Origin of the sequence: Dechloromonas sp. ZY10, assembly GCF_041378895.1 — a bacterium.
Lineage (GTDB): Bacteria > Pseudomonadota > Gammaproteobacteria > Burkholderiales > Rhodocyclaceae > Azonexus > Azonexus aquae.
The window spans coordinates 2282613-2303937 of the sequence record NZ_CP144212.1 but is presented as its reverse complement, the minus strand read 5'-3'; the positions used below and the strand labels follow the sequence as shown (position 1 = coordinate 2303937).

21 protein-coding genes are annotated in these 21325 nt (G+C 63.9%); 13 read left to right on the top strand and 8 right to left on the bottom strand.

The window, feature by feature from the left end; translation table 11 throughout:
- Positions 1-26: 26 nt before the first annotated feature.
- Complete coding sequence (locus tag VX159_RS10465; RefSeq protein WP_371322827.1) at positions 27-830, bottom strand: helix-turn-helix transcriptional regulator; 804 nt, start codon at positions 828-830, stop codon at positions 27-29.
- Between the two features lie 121 nt (positions 831-951).
- Between VX159_RS10465 and VX159_RS10460 the strand changes: the two genes are divergently transcribed.
- The 3 genes from VX159_RS10460 (at position 952) to VX159_RS10450 (ending at position 2585) form a co-directional block, all read left to right on the top strand.
- Positions 952-1389, top strand: a complete 438-nt coding sequence (locus VX159_RS10460) for a response regulator (protein WP_371322826.1) — start codon at positions 952-954, stop codon at positions 1387-1389.
- Between the two features lie 60 nt (positions 1390-1449).
- Positions 1450-2229, top strand: coding sequence for a sulfite exporter TauE/SafE family protein (locus VX159_RS10455; RefSeq protein WP_371322825.1), 780 nt, complete (start codon positions 1450-1452; stop codon positions 2227-2229).
- 89 nt (positions 2230-2318) lie between these two features.
- Positions 2319-2585 (top strand): hypothetical protein, encoded by a 267-nt coding sequence (locus VX159_RS10450; RefSeq protein ID WP_371322824.1) that lies wholly within the window; start codon positions 2319-2321, stop codon positions 2583-2585.
- Positions 2586-2625: 40 nt separating this feature from the next.
- On the opposite strand, the gene VX159_RS10445 is transcribed toward VX159_RS10450, so the two are convergent.
- The 3 genes from VX159_RS10445 to VX159_RS10435 all read right to left on the bottom strand — a co-directional run bounded on the left by VX159_RS10445 (position 2626) and on the right by VX159_RS10435 (position 6779).
- Complete coding sequence (locus VX159_RS10445) at positions 2626-3126, bottom strand: GNAT family N-acetyltransferase (protein WP_371322823.1); 501 nt, start codon at positions 3124-3126, stop codon at positions 2626-2628.
- Complete coding sequence (locus VX159_RS10440) at positions 3123-4472, bottom strand: malonyl-CoA decarboxylase domain-containing protein (RefSeq protein WP_371322822.1); 1350 nt, start codon at positions 4470-4472, stop codon at positions 3123-3125. Before VX159_RS10440 ends, VX159_RS10445 begins: the two co-directional genes overlap by 4 nt.
- Before the next feature lie 96 nt (positions 4473-4568).
- Positions 4569-6779, bottom strand: a complete 2211-nt coding sequence (locus VX159_RS10435) for a PhnD/SsuA/transferrin family substrate-binding protein (protein ID WP_371322821.1) — start codon at positions 6777-6779, stop codon at positions 4569-4571.
- A gap of 213 nt (positions 6780-6992) precedes the next feature.
- Here VX159_RS10435 and VX159_RS10430 point away from each other — a divergent pair, with 213 nt between their 5' ends.
- Entirely contained in the window at positions 6993-8600 is a 1608-nt protein-coding gene (locus VX159_RS10430; protein ID WP_371322820.1) for a methyl-accepting chemotaxis protein, read from the top strand.
- A 63-nt stretch (positions 8601-8663) separates the two neighbouring features.
- Here VX159_RS10430 and VX159_RS10425 read toward each other — a convergent pair whose 3' ends face one another.
- Together VX159_RS10425 and VX159_RS10420 are read right to left on the bottom strand one after the other, a co-directional pair.
- Positions 8664-8990, bottom strand: a complete 327-nt coding sequence (locus VX159_RS10425; RefSeq protein ID WP_371322819.1) for a hypothetical protein — start codon at positions 8988-8990, stop codon at positions 8664-8666.
- A 361-nt stretch (positions 8991-9351) separates the two neighbouring features.
- Positions 9352-9984: a cysteine hydrolase family protein gene (locus VX159_RS10420; RefSeq protein ID WP_371322818.1), complete on the bottom strand. Its 633-nt coding sequence runs from the start codon at positions 9982-9984 to the stop codon at positions 9352-9354.
- Between the two features lie 149 nt (positions 9985-10133).
- Here VX159_RS10420 and VX159_RS10415 point away from each other — a divergent pair, with 149 nt between their 5' ends.
- The 3 genes from VX159_RS10415 to VX159_RS10405 all read left to right on the top strand — a co-directional run bounded on the left by VX159_RS10415 (position 10134) and on the right by VX159_RS10405 (position 13220).
- Positions 10134-11171 (top strand): GlxA family transcriptional regulator, encoded by a 1038-nt coding sequence (locus tag VX159_RS10415; protein ID WP_371322817.1) that lies wholly within the window; start codon positions 10134-10136, stop codon positions 11169-11171.
- Positions 11172-11316: 145 nt separating this feature from the next.
- Positions 11317-12357 carry a C4-dicarboxylate ABC transporter gene (locus VX159_RS10410; protein WP_371322816.1) on the top strand — a complete coding sequence of 347 codons (1041 nt, stop codon included), beginning with the start codon at positions 11317-11319 and terminating at the stop codon, positions 12355-12357.
- Complete coding sequence (locus tag VX159_RS10405) at positions 12354-13220, top strand: alpha/beta hydrolase (RefSeq protein WP_371322815.1); 867 nt, start codon at positions 12354-12356, stop codon at positions 13218-13220. The genes VX159_RS10410 and VX159_RS10405 overlap by 4 nt, the downstream gene beginning before the upstream one ends.
- A 101-nt stretch (positions 13221-13321) precedes the next feature.
- On the opposite strand, the gene VX159_RS10400 is transcribed toward VX159_RS10405, so the two are convergent.
- On the bottom strand, positions 13322-14233 hold the full coding sequence (locus tag VX159_RS10400) for a LysR family transcriptional regulator (RefSeq protein WP_371322814.1): 912 nt from the start codon (positions 14231-14233) through the stop codon (positions 13322-13324).
- Positions 14234-14357: 124 nt separating this feature from the next.
- On the opposite strand from VX159_RS10400, the gene VX159_RS10395 reads away from it, so the two are divergent.
- The 6 genes from VX159_RS10395 to VX159_RS10370 are packed head-to-tail and all read left to right on the top strand — an operon-like array spanning position 14358 to position 19612.
- A complete protein-coding gene (locus VX159_RS10395) occupies positions 14358-15215 on the top strand; it encodes a type 1 glutamine amidotransferase domain-containing protein (RefSeq protein WP_371322813.1) in 858 nt (285 codons plus the stop codon).
- A gap of 33 nt (positions 15216-15248) precedes the next feature.
- On the top strand, positions 15249-16406 hold the full coding sequence (locus tag VX159_RS10390) for an iron-containing alcohol dehydrogenase (protein WP_371322812.1): 1158 nt from the start codon (positions 15249-15251) through the stop codon (positions 16404-16406).
- A gap of 28 nt (positions 16407-16434) precedes the next feature.
- Complete coding sequence (locus VX159_RS10385) at positions 16435-17130, top strand: type 1 glutamine amidotransferase domain-containing protein (RefSeq protein WP_371322811.1); 696 nt, start codon at positions 16435-16437, stop codon at positions 17128-17130.
- A gap of 18 nt (positions 17131-17148) precedes the next feature.
- Positions 17149-18132: a zinc-binding dehydrogenase gene (locus tag VX159_RS10380; RefSeq protein WP_371322810.1), complete on the top strand. Its 984-nt coding sequence runs from the start codon at positions 17149-17151 to the stop codon at positions 18130-18132.
- Positions 18133-18160: 28 nt separating this feature from the next.
- Entirely contained in the window at positions 18161-19258 is a 1098-nt protein-coding gene (locus tag VX159_RS10375) for an NADH:flavin oxidoreductase/NADH oxidase (protein WP_371322809.1), read from the top strand.
- A gap of 42 nt (positions 19259-19300) precedes the next feature.
- Positions 19301-19612, top strand: a complete 312-nt coding sequence (locus VX159_RS10370) for a putative quinol monooxygenase (RefSeq protein WP_371322808.1) — start codon at positions 19301-19303, stop codon at positions 19610-19612.
- 354 nt (positions 19613-19966) lie between these two features.
- Here VX159_RS10370 and serS read toward each other — a convergent pair whose 3' ends face one another.
- A complete protein-coding gene (gene serS / locus VX159_RS10365) occupies positions 19967-21253 on the bottom strand; it encodes a serine--tRNA ligase (RefSeq protein WP_371322807.1) in 1287 nt (428 codons plus the stop codon).
- Between the last annotated feature and the right edge of the window lie 72 nt (positions 21254-21325).

Genomic DNA, 21325 nt, shown 5'->3' with positions numbered 1-21325 from the left:
TCGGCGAGCGGCAAAATCGGCGCGATTTACGGTCGACCGTGTTTAATCGGTGAAAACCCCGTGCTTTCCACCAGATAGTCGCCGGGGGTGCAGTCAAACTGCTTGCGGAAGGCGCCGATGAAGGCCGAGATGGATTCGTAGCCGCAGGCCAGCGCGACCTCGGTCACGCTGGCGCCGGCTTCGAGCAGCGGCAAGGCCGCCATCAGCCGTACCCGCTGCCGCCAGTGCCGGAAGCCGAGCCCGGTTTCCTGGCGGAACCAGCGGCTCAGGGTTTTTTCCGACACGCCAGCGCTGGCTGCCAGTTCGCCCAGGCTTGTCGCTCGTTCCGGGTGCGCCTGCAGCGTCCGGCACCAGCGTCGTAGCAGCGGCGTGCGCGGCCAGGGAATCGCAAAATCCACCGCCTGCGCCTGCGCCAGCTGGTCGAGCAGAACCTGGGCAAAGCGGCCATCGGCGCCACCTTCGTCGTAAGCAATCGGCAAGGTACTGAAATGGCAGATCATTTCCCGCAGTAGCGGGCTGACTTCGACCACCCGCGCGTCGCTGGCGGCCATCGGCGCCGCCGCTGCCGCCAGGTAGAGACTGCGGATGCCGGTGCCGGGCGCGCAGCGGACGCGGTGTACGGTTCCGGCCGGAATCCAGATGCCACGGCGGGGCGGGGCGACGAAGCGGCAGGATTTGAGGTCGACTTCGAGCACCCCGTCGGCGGCGTAGGAAAACTGCGCCCAAGGATGCTGGTGCCAGCTGCCAATCGGCTGATTGGGCAAGCTGCCTTGTTGGCCGTACAGCGGTCGCGGCAATTCACTCAGTTGTAGCAATGCGTCCAGGGCCATGGCGGCTCCTTGCTGATGTCTGTTAGTAGATATTAGCTGTACTTTTGTCGTTAGACGGAAAATCCATGATCCGTTAAGGTTGCCAGCCATGGGCCAGCCGGCCCGCAGCAAGGAGACAGGAATGGGGGGCATCGAGGAGCATTGTCCGGCCTATCTGCTGGATGCCGATCCGCAGGTGGCCGACGAATTGCAGCCGGAACTGCAGCGGCTGGGTTTTGCCGTCACCCGTTTTGCCTGTGCCGGGGATTTTCTTGCCCGGAGCAGCACGCTGCGGCGCGGCTGCCTGATCCTGGAGAGCGAACTGCCTGACCTCGGCGGTCTGGAGGTGCAGGAGAGGGTTAACCGGCAGGCACTGCCGCTCTACCTGGTGTATTTCTCGCGGACCCGGGAAGTGGCGACGGCGGTGCGGGCGATCCAGCTGGGAGCGGTCGATTTTGTCTGCAAAATGCAGGGCTGGTCGCGCCTGCAGCCGAGCTTGCTGCAGATCGCCAGAGTCTTGCGCCAGCCGCAGCGCGGCCGCTTGCGGCGGCATCCCTACGCGCCGGCCTGGCCGGCTTGAGTGAGCGGACGGGCCGCCTGGCGGCCTGTCCTTCCGATGACGATTGCGGAATTTTTCCCGATGAGCTTGTTCGATTATCTGCTGGTTGCGGCCAGCGCCTTTCTTGCTGGCAACCTGAATGCCATCGCCGGCGGCGGCAGCTTCTTTTCGTTTCCGGCGCTGCTGGCGGTGGGCTTGCCGCCGGTGACCGCCAACGCCAGCAATGCGGTGGCCTTGTGGCCGGCCAGCCTGTCCAGCGCCTTCGCCTATCGCCATGAGGTGCGCCGCAGCGGTCGTCAGGCCTTGGCGCTGATGTTTGCCGCCTTGACCGGCGGCATGCTCGGAGGCTTGTTGCTGCTGGCCACTTCGAACGCGGCATTCGCCCGGCTGATTCCCTGGCTGCTGTTGCTGGCGACCGGCCTGTTTGCCTTCAGCGCCGAGGTTAACCGTCTGGTCAAGTGGGTGCAGGCCCGCCTCGGGCGGCAGGCCGGCGCCGGTGTCCTGCGCGGCCCCGGCTGGCTGTTGCTGCAACTGGTGGTAGCGATCTACGGCGGCTTTTTCGGCGCTGGGCTGGGGATTCTGACGCTGGCCGCGCTTTCGATCCAGGGCTACGAAGACATGCAGGAATTGAACGCCTTGAAAAATCTTTGCTCGGCGGTGAATTACAGCGTTGCGGCGCTGACTTTCATCGTCGCCGGTGCCATCAGCTGGCCGCATACGCTGGTTGCGCTGCTGGCCGCTACGGCCGGCGGCTTTACCGGCGTGTTGCTGGCGCGGCGGATTCCGACCCGCTGGTTGCGGCGGGCGGTGGTCATCGTCGGCAGCGTGTTGAGCATGGTGTATTTCGTCAAAGGCGGTTGACCTGGGGCGCTTGCCCGGCGGCAGAAAAAATCCGCTGCCGGCTTTACCGCCGGTACAATCGCGGCCACTTCATCGAGATCGGAATGCTCATGCGCAAGCCCCGCCATATCGGCCAGAAAATTGCCCTCGCCAGCGCCTTGTTTTGCGCTTTCATGATGCTGCCGGCGCTGGCTGGGTTTGTCTGGGTCTGGCAGACGCGCGGTCTGGGCGACAGCTGGACCCCGAGCATCCTGGCCACGGCCGCATTCTTTGGCTGCTGCGCCGGGGTGCTTTACGCAATGAGTCGGCCGCAGCCGGTTCTCCCCGCCGAGGGTGAGGGCCTGCTCAGTGAGGCCGGAGCCACGGTCGACCGCTGAAAAAGCGGTTTTTCCCTCCGCTTGAAATGGGCGGATTTACTTACAGCGCACGCTGCAAATAGGCTACCTGCGTTCCGTAGCTGGCGAGATTCGCCTGTTGCCGCTGATCCGCCGCTTGCGCCGGCACGAAGCCGAGCCGGGTCCAGAAGGCAATTGCTTCGGGCACCGCGACCAGCGTACAGAACGCCAGCCCGTTGGCCCGGGCGCTGGCCCAGGCCGTTTCCAGCAGGCGCCGGGCGAGGCCTTGCCCGGATGCCGCAGGAGCAACGGCCAGATCATGGATGTACAGCGCCGTGCCTTCCCGGCTGGGGGCAAAGTCGCCGCCCAAGGGCGTGATCCCGCCCGGCTGCGAGCGGTAGCAGAAAAGGTAGGCACCGACACCGCCGGCGGTTTCGGCGAGCCAGGCGGTGTCGGGGGCGGCCGCCAGGCGGCGGGCAAAAACCGCCCGGGTTTCGTTGAGTGCCGGCGGGTAGCAGGCGGCCTGCACCTGCATCACCGCGTCGAGATCGGCCGCTGCCAATCGCCGGATGCCGGCGCTCACGCCTTGCTGCGCGCCTGCCGGCGCACTGCCGCCGAGGCGGCAATCGTGCCATCGCTGGCAAAGGCTTCCAGATTACGTTCGAGGTCGTCCGGGTCGTAGAGGTAATTGACCATCAGTCCGAAGGACTGGCGGAAACCCTTGGGCGAGGTGTCGGCCAGATAATTCAGGCGTTCGACGCGGGCGCCATTGCCAAGGTGAAAGCGTGAAACCGGGTCGAAGGGCGGGCCATTCTCGGCGCCACCCTGCTTGGCCTGGGTCAGGTAACGCGCGGCAACCCGCAGCAACCCGTCGCGCAGGCTGCGCGCCTGCTTGTCGTCAGCGGCCCAGGTGCCGTTGCTCAGTTCTTCCAGCCCGAGGCTGATCCCGGCTTCGGCCAGCACCTCGGGATTTTTGCGCACCCAGGCAGCGAGCGCCGGCATCGGCGACAAGGTGGCGAAATGCGCCAGCCTCGGAAAATCGCGTTTGAGGTCGTCGATCACCCGCTTGAGCAGGAAATTGCCGAAGGAAACGCCGCGCAGCCCGACCTGGGTATTGGAAATCGAGTAGAAAATCGCGGTGTCGGCCTTGCGGTGGTCGAAGACCGGTGCGTTTTCATCGAGCAGGGCCTGGACATTGCCGGCGAGCTGGTCGGTGAGTGCAACCTCGACGAAGATCAGCGGCTCGGCCGGCATCCGTGGATGGAAGAAGGCGTAGAGCCGACGGTCCGAATCGAGGCGGTTCTTGAGGTCGGCCCAGGAGCGAATCTCGTGTACCGCTTCGTACTCGATCAATTTTTCGAGCAACGCGGCCGGCGAATTCCAGGTGATCCGCTGCAGTTCGAGGAAGCCGACATCAAACCAGGCGCCGAGGCGGCTTTCGAGCTCGCGGTCGAGCACGGCGAGTTCCTTGTCGCCGCCGCTACCCTTGCTGCCTTCCAGATAACGGAGCAGATCGGCGCGCAGGTCAACGAGGAACTTGACCCCCTGCGGGATGGCATTGAACTGGGTCAGGATGCGGATCCGCGACGAGCGCATCGCGCCGCGCAGTGCCGCCTCGGCTTTCCATTGGTCGGCGCTGCCGACGGCCGCCTGGTAGCGCTCGTGAGCAGCGGCGACCTTGGCCGGATCGGGGCCGAATTCGAGCGAAATCAGCTTGAGGAATTGTTGGCGGCCTTCGTCGTTGAGTCCGAGATAGGTTTCCGCCAGTTTGGCGGCACGGGTGCGTGCCGAGACTTCGCCGCCGAGGCCGGCCGCACATTCGCGCAATTGTTCGCGCAAGCGTTCCAGGCCGCGCGCGGTCAGCGCCTGCCGTTCAGCGCTCGGGGCGATCAGCGAACGCAGCTTCTTGACCAGGGTTTCTGCCACCATGTTCTTCTCCTTGCCGGATGAGCGGCGCCCGGCGCCGCAAGGGGTTTGCGGCTATTGTGCCTCATCCCCGCGCGGCTTGCCGAGCCGGCAAGCTCGTCAGGCTGCCGCAGGCTGTGCCGGGGCGGCACAGGCCGCGAGCACGGCGAGGAGTTCGTCGAGCTTCAGCGGCTTGGCCAGAAACGCATCCATGCCGCAGGCCTCGCAGCGTTCGCGGTCTTCGGCAAAGGCGCCGGCGGTGAGGGCCACGATCGGCAGCCGGCCGAGACCGTTATCCTGCTCGTAGGCACGAATCTGCTCGGTGGCGGCAAAACCATCCAGCACCGGCATCTGGCAATCCATCAGGATCAGATCGGGACGATGGCCGGCGCGGATGGCGTCGACGGCAAGCTGGCCGTTTTCGACGCAGCGGCAACTCAGGCCCTGTTTTTTCAGCATCAGTTCGATGACCTTGCGGTTGGTCGCGTTGTCTTCGACCACCAGAATGTCCTGAATCCGCTGCGGGCGCAGGCTGCCGGTCGTCGCCAGTGGCGCCGGGGTGCTTGCCGGCTGCGGGCGGTCGCTGCGAGTCAGGCGGATGCTGAACCAGAAGCGCGAACCCTGGGGCATGACCGGGTCGATGCCGACCTCGCCGTCCATCAGTTCGGCCAGTCGCCGGACGATGGACAAGCCCAGGCCGCTACCGCCAAAGCGGCGGGTCGTCGAACTATCGACCTGGGTGAAGGGGCGGAACAGCAGGTGGCGCTTTTCCTCCGGCACGCCGAGGCCGCTATCGACTACGGCAAACTCGATCCGGCAACTGTCGCCGGCCTGTTCTTGGCAGCGGGCCTCGATCCGGATGCCGCCGCTGGCGGTGAACTTGATCGCGTTGCTGATCAGGTTTGACAGCATCTGGCGAATCCGGACCGGGTCGCCCTGATACAGCCCGCCAGCGTTTTCCGGCCAGTCGACGGTAAACGCCAGGCCTTTCTGGCGGGCGCTCTCGGCAAACAGCGCTGCCGTATCCTGCAATAGCTGGGCAAGATTGAAATCAAGATTTTCCAGTTCGATTTTCCCGGCTTCGACTTTCGACAGGTCGAGGATGTCGTTGAGCAAGGAGAGCAGGATCTGGCCGGAGTTGAGAATGGTCAGCGCGTAGTCGCGGCGCTCGGCCGGCGAGACGTGGTCGTCGAGCAGCAATTGCGCCATGCCGAGCACGCCGTTCATCGGGGTACGGATTTCGTGCGACATGGTCGCCAGGAATTCGCTCTTGGTCCGGTTCGCCGTTTCCGCCGCCAGCCGGGCTTCCTGCAGCGCCCGATTGCGGCGGAACAACTGGGCAAGCAGGGCGAGAATGGCCAATAGCGAGGCGAGGGCAACCAGCACGGTGGCTCGGTACTGGTTCCACACGTCCAGCCAGGTGATCTCGGCACTCTGGTCGAAAGGTGGGGTGCGCAGGGTACGCATCAGATTTTCAACCGGCAGGTAGTCCGCCGGTGGCGCAAAGCCGGCGATCCCGGCCGCCCGCGCCGCCGGGTGGCTGGCCTCCAGCAGCATCAGGCTGGAAGCGATCTTGCGGACATGCCAGCTATCGACATGCGGCAGTGCGGCAAATGCCCATTCCGGGTAAAGGCGGGTGGAGACCCGGTATGGAAAGCCGGAGAAATGGCGAGCGTTGAGGATGCGCAACTGGCTGGGGTCGAGCTTGCCTTCGCGTTCCATTTCCTCGATCACGCCGCTGCGGATGAAACCGGCTTCGGCGCGGCCTGCCAGCACTGCTTGCACGACGCCGTCGTGACTGCCGATGATTTCAAACTCCTGAGGCGGCTTGAAGCCGGCCGCCATCAGTTCGTAAACCTGCGCCTGATAGCCGCCAAGGTATTTGCGTCCGGGTACCGCAACCCGGGCCTGGGTCAGCGCCGCCAGATCGGTTGGTGCTTGCGGGTGGTTGCGGGTAATCATCACCCCACCCAGGCGGGTGGTGGCCTGGCCGCTTTCGAGACTGATCAGCGTGGCCAGCGCGCCGGTCAGGTGAAAGCGGGTGCGAATGACGATGTAGTGACTGGGATTGGTAAATACCAGATCGAGTTCGTTGCCGGCGAGTGCCGCTTCCATCGCCTCCTGCGACAGGACACGCAATTCGATTTCGACGCCGTCGAGCTGCCGGGCCAGATAATCGATCAGAGGTTGATAGCGCGGCTGCAGGACTTCCGGCGGGCGATAGGCAAAGATGCCAAGAACCAGTTTTTCACTGGCCATTGCCGAACCGGCGGCGAATAACAGCAGGCCGAGCATGAACTGGCGAAGAAGGCGAAGCGGGGCGTTGGGCATGCGGCGGAGCAGTGAATTGGAATATTGTTTTTTGCCGATCCGGCCAGTGTACCGTGAAAGCCCCCGGGCGTGCGCCTCGCCTGGCCTGCCAGCGGTATTTGTGGCAAGACGACAGGGGGCCAGATCGCCGATAAAACCCTTAACCGGAAGTGGTTTTGTTGTTATTGTTCCATTAGATGAAAATTATTTTCTTATGTGGAATGAGGAGGGGGCATGAGCCTGAAAATGCGGATTGTGCTGATGCTCGGCATCGTCTTTGCGATCTTTCTCGCGGGCAGCGGCTTTGGCTTGTATGGTCTGTACTCCGCGCGCCACAGTTTTGAACGGCATCTCGGTCACGATGTCGAGCTGGAGCGGGCTCTGGTCGGCATGTATGCGCAGGGTCTGCAGAGCGGGCAGGCGCTGCGCAACATCGTGCTCGATCCGGCCAACAAGACCGGGCACGGCAATCTGGCCAAGGCGCAGGAGGAGTTTTCCCTGCATCTGCAGCAGGCGCGGAGCCTGGCTGCCGGTCAGGGCGATTGGTTGCGGCTGCTTGACGAGCTTGGCGGGCAGATGGCCGAGCGCCAGAAGCTGATGGCCCGGATTGTCGAACAGGCCGTTGCCGGTGATCAGGCAGCGGCGGTAGCGGCGATCAACGGACAGGAAACGCCGCTGTGGCGCAAGGTGCGCGGCAGCTTGCTGGAACGGATCAAGCTGATGCGCGGTGAGCTCGAAAGCGGCCGGCAGCAGAGCGTGGCAGCGATTGAGCGAGCCGAACTGTGGCTGGAGGGGATGCTGCTGTTAAGCCTGGCGGTATCGCTGGTGTTGCTGTGGCGGATTGTTTCAACCTTGCAGCGGCAATTGGGCGGCGATCCGAGTGAAGTATGCCGGGTGGCCGGGCAGGTGGCGGCGGGCGATCTCGGTTGCGCAATCAGCCGGGCTCAGCCGGGGAGCGTGATGGCTGCGATGGCGGGGATGCAGGCGCAACTGGCGACCATGGTGCGCCAGATTCGCGACAACGCCGATGCCTTGCTTGCTGCTACCGAGCAATTGGCCGGTAGCAGCAGCGAAGTTGCCGGCCATTCGCGTGAACAGAGCGAGGCCCTGGCGCAGGTGGCGACGGCGGTTGAAGCGATGAGTGGCGGGATGGGCGCCGTCTGCGGTCATGCCGCTGCGGCACGCGAGGCAGCCGGCGAATCCGGCGAACTGTCGCGCAGCGGCAGCCGTGTGGTCGGCGAAGTAGTCAATGGGATGCAGCGGGTGGCTGGTTCGGTGACCGAGTCGGCGGCGGTGATCGCGCAACTGGAACAGGAGTCGGAGAAGATTTCAGCGATTGTCGGGGTGATCAAGGAGATTGCCGACCAGACCAATCTGCTCGCCCTCAATGCCGCCATCGAAGCCGCCCGGGCCGGCGAACAGGGGCGCGGCTTTGCCGTGGTCGCCGACGAGGTGCGCAAGCTGGCCGAGCGGACCGGGCTATCCACGGTCGAGATCAGCAGCACGGTCGACATCGTGCGCAAGGGCATCCAGCAAGGGGTGGAGCGGATGGAGCAGGGGGTGGCCCTGGTCGGTGCCGAGTCGTCCGAGGTGGCGCAGGCCGGGGCGACGATTGCCGCCCTGCAGGAAAAATCGGAGCAGGTTCTGCGGGCAGTCGGCGAGATTGGCGACGCGCTTGGCCGGCAGCGCTCGCAGAGCGAAAACGTGGTCGGGCGGGTGGAACACATTGCCCGCCTGAGCGAGGCCAACGCTGCCGCCGTCGCTGGCAGTGCCGATGCCACTCGCCGCCTGCAGGCACTGGCGCGTGAACTGAGCGAGGCAGTCCACCACTTCCGGGTGTGAACTGCCGAGGCCGGGGCGGTTCAGGCCGCCCGCCATGAAGCGCCGGGTTGCGCTGTGGCGGTTCTACTTGATGCCGGGGAAGGCGGTCACGAATTCGATTTCGAGATCGGGAAAGGCGTCAACGAACTGGATCTTGGTGTCGGGGAAAGAGTCGACATAGCGCCATTCGCCGCAGCGGTCAGGAAAGGCATCGACCTTTTTGACCTTGAGTTGCGGGAAGGCGGTGACTACCCGCACCTTGAGGTCGGGAAAGGCATTGACCACCTGGATTTTGCCGTAAAGCTTGTGACCGCGTAGCGTACAGCTTGTCGGGTCGATGGCATCGCGGGCAGCAGCGCCGTGGGCGGCCAGCAGGCCGGCAAGCAGGAGGGGCAGGCGGGAGAGGCGCATCGGCATCGGGCTGGAAAAGGGGGGATGGGCTGGCAAGCGACGATAAGTGGCGCATTGTCGGCGCTGCCCGCAGGCTTGTCGAGCCGCCCCATGAGAACCTGCCTTTGCCTCTGGCGATACGCAGGCAGCCCTTGCTACGGTCGACCGGGAAAAAAGGCTTTTTTGCCAGTCGACCGTGGTGGATGTGATTGCGTCGGGCCGGGCAGGCCATCCGCCAGGGTTTGGCCGCAAGGCCTGGCTCTGGCCGGGGTGAGGTCGGGGTGAGGTCGGGCCGCAAGCATGGAGCGGCCTTGGCTTGTTTTCAGCGAATCGGACCTGGGCGAGGCTGTTCAGCCAGGCTCAGGCCGCGTTCAGGCCCTGCTCAGGCAGCATTCCCGGCCAGTGCCCGCTGGTGCGACTGCCAGACGCTGTCGGCAGCCAGGGCTTGGCCGTTGGCGACGGCCGCCAGCCAATCGGCGGTCGAGCAGACGGCGGCGAAGCCGGTGTGCATTACGACGCAGAAAACCCGGTGGATTTCCTCGGCGCTGGCGCTGCCCTGCGCGTTGCGGTAGGGCAGCGAACCGGCGGCATCGTGCAGCAGTTCGACCTTCCAGCCGTGGTGCGCGGCGTGGCGGACGGTGGCGTCGTCGCAGTTGTGGGTCATGTAGCCGACCACGCTGAGGGTGTCGATGCCGCGCTGCTGCAGCCAGTCGGCGAGCTCGGTCCCGGCGAAGCAGCTGGCGAGGTGCTTGTCGAACAGCAGGTCGCAGGGGCGGCGGGCGATTTCCGGGTGCAGTTCGGCGCCGACGCTGCCCGGCGCAAAGATCGGCGCGCCGGCCGGCGCCAGATGGCGGACGACGATCACCGGGATGCCGGCGGCAGTCGCGGCATCCATCGCCTGGCCGATATGGGCCAGCGATTGTTGCGGATCGGGGTACTCGATGCGCAGATTGCCGCTGAAGTATTCGTTCTGGACATCGACGACCAGCAGGGCACGGCGGGGGGCGGTAGACATGGGGAACTCCTGAAAAAATGGGGTAGTTGCAGCTTGGGTGCGAGGGCATTGTGCGGGCAGGGGCCTGCGCCCACGAGTGGCCCGATGGTCAAATTTCATTAAGATCGGGCCATCGACTTTTTTTTTCTCCTGATTTGGCTGCCTCGCTCATGCCTGCCACCGACCCGTCCGGCGCTCCTGTCGCCTCCGTTCCGCGCTCCCGTTCTTCCCATGCCTCCGCGCCGCCTGCGGATGCTGCGCCGGCGCCCATCGTTGCTGTCGTCGCCTTCGACCGGATCAGCCCCTTTCACCTCTCGGTGCCTTGCGTCGTGTTCGGCGACCGCCACCCCGAAACGCCGCGTTTCGACCTCCGGGTGTGTGCCGCCGAGCCCGGCCCGTTACGTACCAGCGCCGGTTTCTCGCTGCAGCCGGAACACTCGCTGGCCGCACTTGAGGCGGCCACCATCGTGATCGTGCCGAGCTGGCGCGACGCCGCCGAAACCCCGCCGGCCGAACTCCTTGCCGCTTTGCGCGCGGCCGCCGCGCGCGGTGCGCAACTGGTCGGGCTCTGCCTCGGCACCTATGTGCTGGCGGCAGCCGGGCTGCTCACAGGCCGCCGGGTGACCACCCACTGGGGCTGGACCGCCGATCTTGCGGCGCGTTACCCCGGCTGCCGGGTCGATCCCGACGTGCTCTATATCGAAGACGGCCCGGTGCTGACCTCGGCCGGGACTACCGCCGGCCTTGATTGCTGCCTGCACCTGCTGCGCCAGCGCTACGGCGTGGCCGTCGCCAACCGCGTCGCCCGCCGGCTGGTGATGGCGCCGCACCGCCAGGGCGGGCAGGCGCAGTTCGTCGAGCAGCCGCTGCCGGCGACGCCGCGCGATACGCGGCTGGCAGCCTTGCTCGACTGGGTGCGGGCGCACCTCGACCAGCCGCACAGTCTGGATAGCCTGGCCGCCCGGCTGGCAACCAGCCGGCGCAGCCTGAGCCGGCATTTTCGCCAACTCACCGGCGGCAGTGTCGGCGACTGGCTGCTCAGCGAACGGCTGGCACAAGCGCAGCACTGGCTGGAAGACAGCACGCTGTCGGTTGAGCAGATTGCCGAACGTTGCGGCTTCGGCTCGCCGGCCTCGTTCCGCCTGCACTTCAGCCGCCGTTTCGGGATCGCGCCCAGCGCCTGGCGGGCGCAGTTTCGCGGCTTGTAGCGGCGGCAAGCCGGCGATGCGGCGGGGCGCTTTCCATCGTCCATCGCTGCCGTGCTGCCGGCAAAGTCGGGGGCGAGTCGCCCGCAGGCTGCGTTGGCTCAGGCTTTATATTAGAATTGTCTAATTCTGTTTTGAGGCAAGGCGCATGGCTCACCCCGATTTTTCCACCCTGTCGCGCACCCTGGCGCCCGGCTGGTTTGCCGCCGTGATGGGCAGCGGCGTGCTGGCGCTGACCACCCACGGGCTGGCGCAATTCTGGCCGTGGCTGGCCGGCCCGGCGCTGGCCCTGCACTGGGCCAACAACCTGCTGTTCCTGCTCTTTGCCATCCCCTGGCTGTGGCGCTGGCTGCGCTTTCGTCCCGAGGCGATGCAGACCTTGCAGCACCCGGTGCAAGGCAATTTCTACCCGACCTTTTCGATTGCGCTGCTGATCCTGGCGGCGCAATGGCGAGTGTTTACGCCCTGCATCGAGATCGCGCTCGGCCTGTGGTGGCTGGGGGCGCTGCTGCACCTCGGTTTCAGCCTGGCGGTGCCGTACCAGATGTTCCGTGGCGAGCAAGTCACGGTCGACCACGTTACCCCGGCCAATTTCATTCCGGCGGTCGGGCTGGTGGTGATCCCGCTCGCCGGCGCACCGCTGCTGCCGGCGATGGGCGAAACCGCGCGCGACTGGGCCTGGCTGATCAACGGCGTCGGCTTGGGTGCTGGCAGCCTGATGTATCTCGGCCTGCTCGGGCTGACCCTGTTCCGCAAATATCTGCACAAGCCGGCGCAGGGCATCCTGACGCCGACGGTGTGGATTCACCTGGCGCCGCTCGGGGTCATCCCGGTCAGCCTCAACGCCTTGCTGGCGCAACTGCCGCTGCCCGGCCTGCGCGAACTCGGCACGCTGGCGCTGCTGCTGTGCTGGGGCTTCGGTGTCTGGTGGCTGGCAATGGCATCGCTGATGACGCTGGCCGCCCGCCGCGCCGGGCAACTGCCGTTCGCGCTGTCGTGGTGGGGCTTCACCTTTCCGCTTGGCGCCTTCGTCAATGCCGGCCTGCTGTTGCAGCAACAACTGGCCTGGCACAGCGTACTGGTCGTCACCCTTGCCGCCTGGGGCCTGCTGCTTTTCTTCTGGAGCCTGACCGCCTGGCACACCGCGCGCGGTCTGCTCAGCGGCCGCATCTTCCAGCCGCATCCATGAGCGGGCTGCTTGCCGTGGCCGGTGGCCTGGCGGCCTTGCCGCTGGCCTATGCCGGTTTTGCCCTGGCGGTGCGCCGGGGTCTGGCGCCCGAGCGCATCGCCCGGCCCGAAGCGCCGCCGGGCAGCAGCGGCTGCGCCGTCGCCTTTGCCGGCGCCAACGGCAAGACCCTGCGCGGCTGGCTGCTGCCGGCAGCAACAGCCGCCGCCCCGGCGCTGGTGGTGATGCACGGCTGGGGCGGCAACGCCGAATTGATGCTGCCGGTGGCCGCGCCGCTCAACGCCGCCGGCTTCGCGCTCTTGCTGGTCGACGCCCGCTGCCACGGCTTGAGCGACGGCGACCGCTTCGCCTCGCTGCCGCGCTTTGCCGAAGACATCGAAGCCGCACTGGCCTGGCTGGCAGAGCAGCCGGAAGCCGACCGCGACCGCCTGGGCGTGCTCGGCCACTCGGTCGGCGCCGGCGCGGCCCTGCTCGTCGCCAGCCGCCGGCCCGGCCTGCGGGCGGTGGTCAGCATCGCCGCCTTCGCCCACCCGGCGCGGATGATGCGCCGCTGGCTGGCCGCCAAGCGCATTCCCTACCGCCCCTTCGGCGCGCTGATCCTGGCCTACGTCCAGCGCACCATCGGCTGGCGCTTCGACGCCATCGCCCCGGTCAACACCATCGCCCGCGCCCATTGCCCGGTCCTGCTCCTGCACGGCGACCGCGACGACCTGGTTCCCTACGCCGAAGCCGAAGAAATCCACGCTGCCCGTGGCGAGGCGAAGGTTGAACTGGCCTGTATTCCGGGTAGCCACGACGACTATGGCGATGCGGCCGAGGCGGCGGGGATTGCGGTGGGGTTTTTGCGGGAGTCGCTGGGGGGCTGACAGCCTCGTTTCAAAAGGGGAGGGTGCATGTTTCCTGCATGTTGTCGATGGGTGATTCCAGGCTAACCTCCCATCTCAGGTGAACCGTGGTCACTAATGAGTCATCGGCGCACTGCTCGCGCCATGAAATCCACAAAGGCACGTACACGGGCAGAAAGGTGCCGGTTTTGCGGATAAAGAATGGAGAACCTGCGCGTGCGCCCGCCAGCGCCTTGTAGAACTTCCACGAGTTCGCCACGTTTGACTGCCGCCTGGGCAATGAAATGATAAATCTGGAACAACCCGCCACCCGCAATCGCCCAATTGACGCACCCTAGCACGTCATCATGCACCCGCTTGTGGCTGCGGAAATTGAAATCGATGTCCTTGCCGGCAGCATCCTTGAAAATCCAAGGCATGGCGCGTCCGGTACTCGGCAGCACGAATTGGATGCAGTCATGGCCATCCAGATCGGCCAAGGTCTTGGGGGTGCCGCGGGCCGCCAGATACGAGGGCGCTGCAAAAACGCCCAGAGAGGCATCCTCCAGCGTATGGGCGATCAGTCTGGAATCCTGCGGGATGCCCAGCCGGATGGCCAGGTCAAACCCTTCATCGACGAAGTCCACCACGCGATTGGAAATGCTCAACTCGACTTCAACCTGCGGGTAAGCGGCCTGAAATTTGGGCAGCAAGGGCAATAACCGGTAATGGGCATAAGGCGTGCCCACGCTCAGGCGCAGCACGCCACTAGGGACTTTCTGGGTTCCGGTAATCATCCGCTCCGCTTCGGCGATCTGCTCCAGGGCTTGCTGGCATTGCTGTTGATACAGCTCGCCTTCGCTGGTCAGCCGTATGTGCCGGGTCGTGCGAGCGAAAAGCCGTACCCCCAATCTCGACTCCAGGCGGCTGATCGAGCGGCTGACTGAAGCGGGTGTCAGCCCCAGCACTTCAGCGGCAGCGGTAAAGCTGCCCAGTTCTGCGGCCTTGCAAAACAACTCGATGCTTCCCAGTTGGACGGGGTCGAAGGTTCTCATTTGTTCTTTTGTGTAATAGATAAATTACGCTGTAGCCAGTTTATCTCCATGGCGTCGATCAATAAAGTTCGTTCCACACAAGATGTCGTTTCGGCTCTTGAGAAAACGCACCTTCCATTCAACGATGAATCGACTGATCGCCATGAAAATACTATTCAAGTCCCTGTTGCTGACCTTGGCACTTGCCGTCTCCGCCACCTCTCATGCTGCGCCGAAGGGCGAGGTGCTGGTCTTGCTCTCCAGCGAAACCGAATTGCCGTTGCAGAACGGCCAGACCTTCCCGTCGGGTTACTACCTCAATGAATTCGGTGTTCCCGCCGATGCATTGCTGCGCGCTGGTTACCAACTGACAATCGTCACGCCGAAAGGTAATCAACCGAAACCGGACCAGAGTTCCATTGATCCGATGTACTTCGGGGGTAATGCCGTTGAAATGCAGCGTATCCAGGGCGTCGTCGCCGAGCTCACTGCCCCGGGGAAGATCAAGCCCCTGGCCGAAGTCATCAAGTCCGGTCTCGAGGCATATGCGGCCGTGTTCATTCCGGGCGGCCACGCACCGCTGATCGACCTGTCGAACAACCCTGAGGTTGGGGCGCTGCTGCAGCATTTCCATGCAAAAGGCAAACCCACCGCCGCCATCTGCCATGGGCCGATCACGCTCCTGGCTGCCCAGGACGACCCCCGTGGGTATGAGCAGGCCCTGGTCAAGAACAGCCAGCCCCAGGCAACGAATTGGATCTACAACGGCTACCGCATGACGATCTTCTCGGACCCCGAAGAAAAGGTGTTTGAAGACACCCTGAAGGGCGACAAGCTGCGCTTCTACCCGGCAAAGGCCATGGCACAAGCAGGTGGCCAGATGAAGTTTGTGGAAGCCTGGCAGCCGAATGTGGTGGTAGACCGCGAACTGATTACCGGTCAGAACCCCTTCTCTGACCATGCCCTGGCCGCCGCATTGATTGAAGCGCTGAACAAGCGCTGAGCACTGCTCTTGATCCCAAGTAAAGGATTCACCATGTTGAACTTCACTTTCCACAACCCGACAGCCATCGTCTTCGGCCAAGGCTCCATCGCTCGGCTGAGTGAGCGAGTTCCCGTCAATGCACGAATTCTGGTGCTCTACGGTGGCAGTAGTGCCGAGAAAAACGGCACCTTGAGCGAGGTGCGTACTGCCCTGCAAGGCCGGATCATTCACGAGTTCGGCGGCATCGAGCCCAACCCGACCTACGAAACCCTGATGCGAGCAGTAGATTTGGTGCGCAGCAACGATCTGGATTTTCTGCTGGCAGTCGGCGGCGGTTCCGTTATTGATGGCACGAAATTCGTGGCCGCTGCAGTGCATTACCAAGGCGAGCCCTGGGAAATTCTCGAAAGCCACGGGGCAGTCGTCCAAAGTGCCATGCCGTTTGGCAGTGTGCTGACCCTGCCCGCCACCGGCTCGGAGATGAATTCCGGTGCGGTGATTACCCGGCGTGCCAGCAAGGAAAAACTTGTGTTCTTGAATGGCCATGTTTTCCCGCAGTTCTCCATCCTGGACCCCACGAAAACGAACACACTCCCCGAACGACAACTCGCCAATGGCGTGGTCGATGCCTTCACCCACGTCATGGAGCAGTACATGACCTACCCGGCAGGGGGCCTGATCCAGGATCGCTTCTCCGAGAGTCTGCTGCAAACGCTGATCGATATTGGCCCGCGTGTGCTTGATTCCCAACCCGACGAAGAAGCACGGGCCAACCTGATGTGGGTCGCTACCCTGGCCCTCAATGGTCTGATCAGTGCCGGCGTGCCGGAAGACTGGTCCACCCACATGATCGGCCACGAAATCACGGCGCTGCATGACATTGATCATGCCCGGACACTGGCCATGGTGTTGCCGGCCAATCTCAAAGTGCGGCGTGAGGCCAAGCGCGCCAAGCTGCTTCAGTACGCCGCGCGGGTTTGGCAATTGCACGAAGGCACCGACGAAATGCGCATTGATGGGGCTATTGCACGCACCGAAGCCTTCTTTGAAAGCCTGGGGGTGCCGACCCGCTTTTCTGCCTACGGACTGGATGCAAAAGCCATCGATCCCATCGTTCATCAACTCGAAGCCCACGGCATGACGGCGCTGGGTGAACACAGCGACGTCAACCTGGTGGTGAGCCGCCAGATTCTCGAAGCCGCTCTGTAATCCATCACTTCTCGACAAGGAAATAATCATGACAACCCGTATTCTGATGATCGTCACCTCCAGCAACCTGATGGGCAATACCGACAAGCCCACCGGCCTCTGGGCCGAAGAACTCGCCGTGCCGTACTACGCCCTCGTTGATGCCGGCGCCTCGGTGGTGATTGCCTCCACCGCCGGCGGCAAAGCGCCCATCGACCCTGGCAGTGTCAAAGCCTGGGGAACGAATCACCCTGCTGTCGAACGGATGCTGACCGATCCGGCCTTGCAGGCCATGATTGAAAATACCCGCCCCGTACTCGAGTTGAAGGTCGAAGACTTCGATGCAGTTTTCTTTCCAGGCGGACACGGCACGATGTGGGACCTGCCAACGGATCGCGGCGTGAAAGCCGCAGTGGAGTCTGCTTATGGCCAGGGCAAGTTCATCGCTTCGGTCTGCCACGGCGCCGCCGGTCTGGTCTCCGCCGTTCGGGGCGATGGGCAGCCGATGGTGCAGGGCCACCGTGTGAATTCGTTCACCGACGCTGAGGAGCGCGAAGTCGGCTTGGCTGGCGTGGTTCCTTTCATGCTGGAAAGCCACTTGCGTGAGTTGGGCGGTGTCTTCGAAGGGGGCGATAACTGGCAGGCCTTTGCCATTCGGGACGGCCAGCTGATCACCGGCCAGAACCCCCAGTCTTCGGAAAAGGTTGCCGACATGCTGATCGAAGCCCTTGGCATGAAGGCTTGAGTGGCAAGGAGAACAGCCATGAAAGCACTGTTGCTCAATCAAGTCGGCTGCCCCTACGAACTGTCGCTCGAAGAAGTTCCTGTGCCTGTCCCCGGGCCGGGCGAGGTTCGCATCAAGGTCGCGTATTCCAGCATCAATCCGGTCGATTTCAAATTTGCCAAGGGCGGCAGTTCGCTGGCCCTGCCGCATGTGCTGGGGATTGATGCGGCAGGCATCGTCGATGCCGTGGGGCCTGAGGTTTCCGCCTGGAAGGCCGGCGACCGCGTGGTCGCCCTGAACAACCTCCTGCGCTGGGGCGGGTTTGCCGAGTACGTGGTGGTGAGCCAGGACATTGTCAGTGCGATACCGGCACATCTGGCGTTCGATGCGGCCGCCACGATCCCCTGTGCCGGCATCACCGCCTGGCAGGCGGTTTATCGCAAGGCGCACCTGGAGGCCGGCCAGTCGGTACTCGTCAATGCCGGCGGTGGCGGCGTAGGCGGATTCGTCATCCAGCTTGCCAAGGCGCTGGGTGCCACGGTGTACGCAACCGCCTCCAGCGAGCCGGAACGGCTTCGTAAACTGGGTGCCGATGCGGTCATCAACTACAAGACTGAAAACGTCGTGGAGCGCGTCATGGCGCTTTCCGGTGGGCGAGGTGTCGATGCGGTGATCGACATGGTCTCGGGAGCGGCCTCCGCTGCTTTGCTGCCAGTGTTGCGTCACAACGGTCACATCGTCTGCGTGGTGGGCCGCCCCAGTGATGCGACGCTGCCTCCGTGGGGAAAGGCCATCTCCATCCACGACGTTGCTCTAGGGTTTGCCTACCAGCACGGCGATAGCGATAACCTGCGTGACATCGCCCGGGGTGGCGAATTCATGGCGAAACAGATGGCCGACGGCCAGCTTGACCCGATGATCCGTCAGGTGATTCCGCTGGAGGCCGTGCCGGACGCCCTCCGAGCGGCCGAGGCAGGCCAGAACCAAGGCAAGGTGGTCATTCGCATTGCCGATCTTCCATGACGAATCTCGAAGCAGGAAACCACACATCATGTCCCAGCTATTTACGCCGTATCGCCTCAAGTCCGTTGAACTGCGCAACCGTATCGCGATTCCGCCGATGTGCCAGTACGCTGCCACGGATGGGGTGGCCAATGACTGGCATCTGGCCCATTACACAGCCTTGTCGCGTGGCGGTGCCGGCCTGGTGATTGTCGAAGCCACCGCTGTTTCCCCGGAGGGGCGAATCACCCCCGCCTGCCTGGGGCTCTGGAACGATGCGCAGGCTGCCGCGCTCGAACCGGTAGCCAAGGCCATCAAGGCAGCCGGTGCAGTTGCCGGCATTCAGATTGGCCATGCTGGCAGAAAGGCCAATGCCAACCGTCCGTGGGAAGGTGATGACCACATCCCGGAACATGATCCGCGTGCCTGGACGACGATTTCACCGTCCGCCGTGGCGTTTGGCGGCCATTTGCCCCGAGTCCCGAAAGCCATGGACCAGCCCGATATCGAGCGGGTCCGTCATGACTTCGTCGCAGCCGCCATCCGTGCACGCGATGCTGGCTTTGAATGGCTGGAACTCCATTTCGCGCACGGTTATCTCGGCCAGAGTTTCTTTTCCCGTCACGCAAACCAGCGCACCGACGAATACGGCGGCAGCCCGGAAAACCGGGGCCGCTTCCTGCTGGAGACGCTCTCCGCCGTCCGCCAGGTATGGCCGGATCACCTGCCGCTCACGGTTCGCCTGGGGGTCATTGAATACGATGGTCGGGACGAGGAAACGCTGGCCGATGCGATACAACTGGTGACCCGGTTCCGCGATGAGGGGCTCGACTTCCTGAATGTCAGCATCGGATTTTCCACCCCGGAGGCTGCCATTCCTTGGGGACCGGCCTTCCTGGCACCGATCGCGGCGCGCGTGAAGCATGAGGCCAAAATCCCCGTGGCGTCCGCCTGGGGCTTTGACGACCCGGTGATGGCCAATCAGGTCGTAGCCAATGGGCAACTCGATCTGGTCATGATCGGACGGGCACATCTTGCCAACCCACATTGGCCCTATCACGCCGCTCAGGTTTTGCGGATTGAGCGTCCGGCATGGACGCTGCCGGCCTCTTATGCCCATTGGCTCGAACGCTACCGCCCCGCATAACCCAGACCGCACAGAGATTTAACAGATACCAAGGAGAATGAAATGACCGTTCACGTCTTTGCCAGTTTGCAACCCAAACCGGATCACCGGGAAAAAGTTGCGCTGGCGCTGAAATCGCTGGTCAGCGCCACCCGGGCAGAGCCCGGTAACATTACCTATGACCTTTTTATTGCAGGAGAGGGTGACAGAGGCTTTTACCTCATTGAAAGTTACACCGATGTGGCTGCCTTTGAGGCCCACAAGGCAAGTCGGCATTACCTCGACTATCGTGAAAAAGTGGCTGAATGGCTGCTGGCGTTACCGAGCGTAAAGGTGCTTTATCCCCTCGATGCAATTGGTAGCCAACCAACTTGATTGGGCAACGGGAAACACCACAAACAGCCTTGGAGTTGGCTCGGCAGTGGAGCCTCTTGGCTTGTAAACCCCCAATCTTTCGAGGTCGGGTTTTTTCTGCGGGCACTGGCTCTTGCCGAAAAAGCTAGAGCCTGCACTACGGAGTTTCCACTCAACCCAGGTGATTCATGCCACCGAGTGAATGGCAGACAATCTGCGCTCTCGTGTCCAAACTTCCTCTGGTTGCTCAGAATCGGCTTCGGCAGAGAATTGCTCTTTCGCTGATTCTCTCTGGTGCTTCTTCAGTTAGCGGCACCCCCCAAAAAAAAGGCGCCGTCTCCCCGGCGCCGTTCCTCAATCTGAAACCAACCCGCCTTACCCCGCCGGGGTCAGTACTTCCAGCCCGCCCATGTAGGGGCGCAGTGCGGTCGGGATGACGACGCTGCCGTCGGCTTGCTGGTTGTTTTCCAGTACCGCGACCAGGGTGCGGCCGACGGCGAGGCCGGAGCCGTTGAGGGTGTGCACCAGTTCCGGCTTGTTCTTGTCGTTGCGGAAGCGGGCCTGCATGCGGCGGGCCTGGAAGGCGCCGAAGTTGGAGCAGGAGGAGATTTCGCGGTAGGTGTCCTGCGCCGGCAGCCAGACTTCGAGGTCGTAGGTCTTGGCGGCGGAGAAGCCCATGTCGCCGGAGCAGAGCACCATGCGGCGGTAGGGCAGTTCCAGCGCTTCGAGGATGGCTTCGGCGTGGCCGGTGAGTTCTTCGTGCGCGGCGGCGGACTGGTCGGGGTGGACGATCTGGACCAGTTCGATTTTTTCGAACTGGTGCTGGCGGATCATGCCGCGCACGTCGCGGCCGCCGGAGCCGGCTTCGGAGCGGAAGCAGGGGGTGTGGCAGACGAACTTGAGCGGCAGGGCTTCGCCGGCGAGGATTTCGTCGCGGACGATGTTGGTTACCGGCACTTCGGCGGTCGGGATCAGGTAGAGCGGGTCCTGGTCGCCGCGCAGCACCTTGAACAGGTCTTCCTCGAACTTGGGCAGCTGGCCGGTGCCGTAGAGGCTGGCGGCGTTGACCAGGTAGGGGGCGTAGACTTCGGTGTAGCCGTGCAGGCCGGTGTGGGTGTCGAGCATGAACTGGGCGAGCGCGCGGTGCAGGCGGGCGACGCCGCCCTTGAGCAGCGAGAAGCGGGCGCCGGAGATCTTGGCGGCGGTGGCGAAGTCGAGCTGGCCGAGGTTTTCGCCGACGTCGGTGTGGTCCTTGACCGGGAAGTCGAAGGCGCGCGGGCTGCCCCAGCGCTTGGCTTCGACGTTGCCGGTTTCGTCTTCGCCGACCGGGACCGATTCGTCCGGAATGTTGGGCAGCGCGGCGAGGATGGCGTTGAATTTTTCCAGCAACTCGCCGAGGCGCACTTCCGAAGCCTTGAGCTCGTCGCCAAGGGCACCGACCTGGGCCATCACCGCCGATGCATCTTCGCCCTTGCCCTTCAACATGCCGATCTGCTTGGAGAGACTGTTGCGCTGCGCCTGCAGGTCTTGCGTGCGGGTCTGTAGCGTTTTGCGCTCGGCTTCAAGGGCCGAGAATTCGGTAAAGTCGATGGGCTTGCCGCGCTTGGCCAGACCGGCGGCGACGGCGTCGAGGTTGGAGCGGAGTTGCTGGATGTCGAGCATGGTTTTTCCTGATTTTTACGGTCGACCGTGAAAACGGCCATAAACCGCCAATTATAGGACTTCAGCCCCGTT

What these genes read in the sequence shown, in the direction of transcription:
- VX159_RS10435 (WP_371322821.1), bottom strand. Translation starts at nt 6,779, where the DNA reads ATGCCCAACGCCCCGCTTCGCCTTCTTCGCCAGTTCATGCTCGGCCTG.
- VX159_RS10455 (WP_371322825.1), top strand. Translation starts at nt 1,450, where the DNA reads ATGAGCTTGTTCGATTATCTGCTGGTTGCGGCCAGCGCCTTTCTTGCT.
- VX159_RS10375 (WP_371322809.1), top strand. Translation starts at nt 18,161, where the DNA reads ATGTCCCAGCTATTTACGCCGTATCGCCTCAAGTCCGTTGAACTGCGC.
- VX159_RS10370 (WP_371322808.1), top strand. Translation starts at nt 19,301, where the DNA reads ATGACCGTTCACGTCTTTGCCAGTTTGCAACCCAAACCGGATCACCGG.
- VX159_RS10385 (WP_371322811.1), top strand. Translation starts at nt 16,435, where the DNA reads ATGACAACCCGTATTCTGATGATCGTCACCTCCAGCAACCTGATGGGC.
- VX159_RS10440 (WP_371322822.1), bottom strand. Translation starts at nt 4,472, where the DNA reads ATGGTGGCAGAAACCCTGGTCAAGAAGCTGCGTTCGCTGATCGCCCCG.
- VX159_RS10460 (WP_371322826.1), top strand. Translation starts at nt 952, where the DNA reads ATGGGGGGCATCGAGGAGCATTGTCCGGCCTATCTGCTGGATGCCGAT.
- VX159_RS10410 (WP_371322816.1), top strand. Translation starts at nt 11,317, where the DNA reads ATGGCTCACCCCGATTTTTCCACCCTGTCGCGCACCCTGGCGCCCGGC.
- serS (WP_371322807.1), bottom strand. Translation starts at nt 21,253, where the DNA reads ATGCTCGACATCCAGCAACTCCGCTCCAACCTCGACGCCGTCGCCGCC.
- VX159_RS10465 (WP_371322827.1), bottom strand. Translation starts at nt 830, where the DNA reads ATGGCCCTGGACGCATTGCTACAACTGAGTGAATTGCCGCGACCGCTG.
- VX159_RS10415 (WP_371322817.1), top strand. Translation starts at nt 10,134, where the DNA reads ATGCCTGCCACCGACCCGTCCGGCGCTCCTGTCGCCTCCGTTCCGCGC.
- VX159_RS10390 (WP_371322812.1), top strand. Translation starts at nt 15,249, where the DNA reads ATGTTGAACTTCACTTTCCACAACCCGACAGCCATCGTCTTCGGCCAA.
- VX159_RS10395 (WP_371322813.1), top strand. Translation starts at nt 14,358, where the DNA reads ATGAATCGACTGATCGCCATGAAAATACTATTCAAGTCCCTGTTGCTG.
- VX159_RS10425 (WP_371322819.1), bottom strand. Translation starts at nt 8,990, where the DNA reads ATGCGCCTCTCCCGCCTGCCCCTCCTGCTTGCCGGCCTGCTGGCCGCC.
- VX159_RS10420 (WP_371322818.1), bottom strand. Translation starts at nt 9,984, where the DNA reads ATGTCTACCGCCCCCCGCCGTGCCCTGCTGGTCGTCGATGTCCAGAAC.
- VX159_RS10430 (WP_371322820.1), top strand. Translation starts at nt 6,993, where the DNA reads ATGAGCCTGAAAATGCGGATTGTGCTGATGCTCGGCATCGTCTTTGCG.
- VX159_RS10405 (WP_371322815.1), top strand. Translation starts at nt 12,354, where the DNA reads ATGAGCGGGCTGCTTGCCGTGGCCGGTGGCCTGGCGGCCTTGCCGCTG.
- VX159_RS10450 (WP_371322824.1), top strand. Translation starts at nt 2,319, where the DNA reads ATGCGCAAGCCCCGCCATATCGGCCAGAAAATTGCCCTCGCCAGCGCC.
- VX159_RS10380 (WP_371322810.1), top strand. Translation starts at nt 17,149, where the DNA reads ATGAAAGCACTGTTGCTCAATCAAGTCGGCTGCCCCTACGAACTGTCG.
- VX159_RS10400 (WP_371322814.1), bottom strand. Translation starts at nt 14,233, where the DNA reads ATGAGAACCTTCGACCCCGTCCAACTGGGAAGCATCGAGTTGTTTTGC.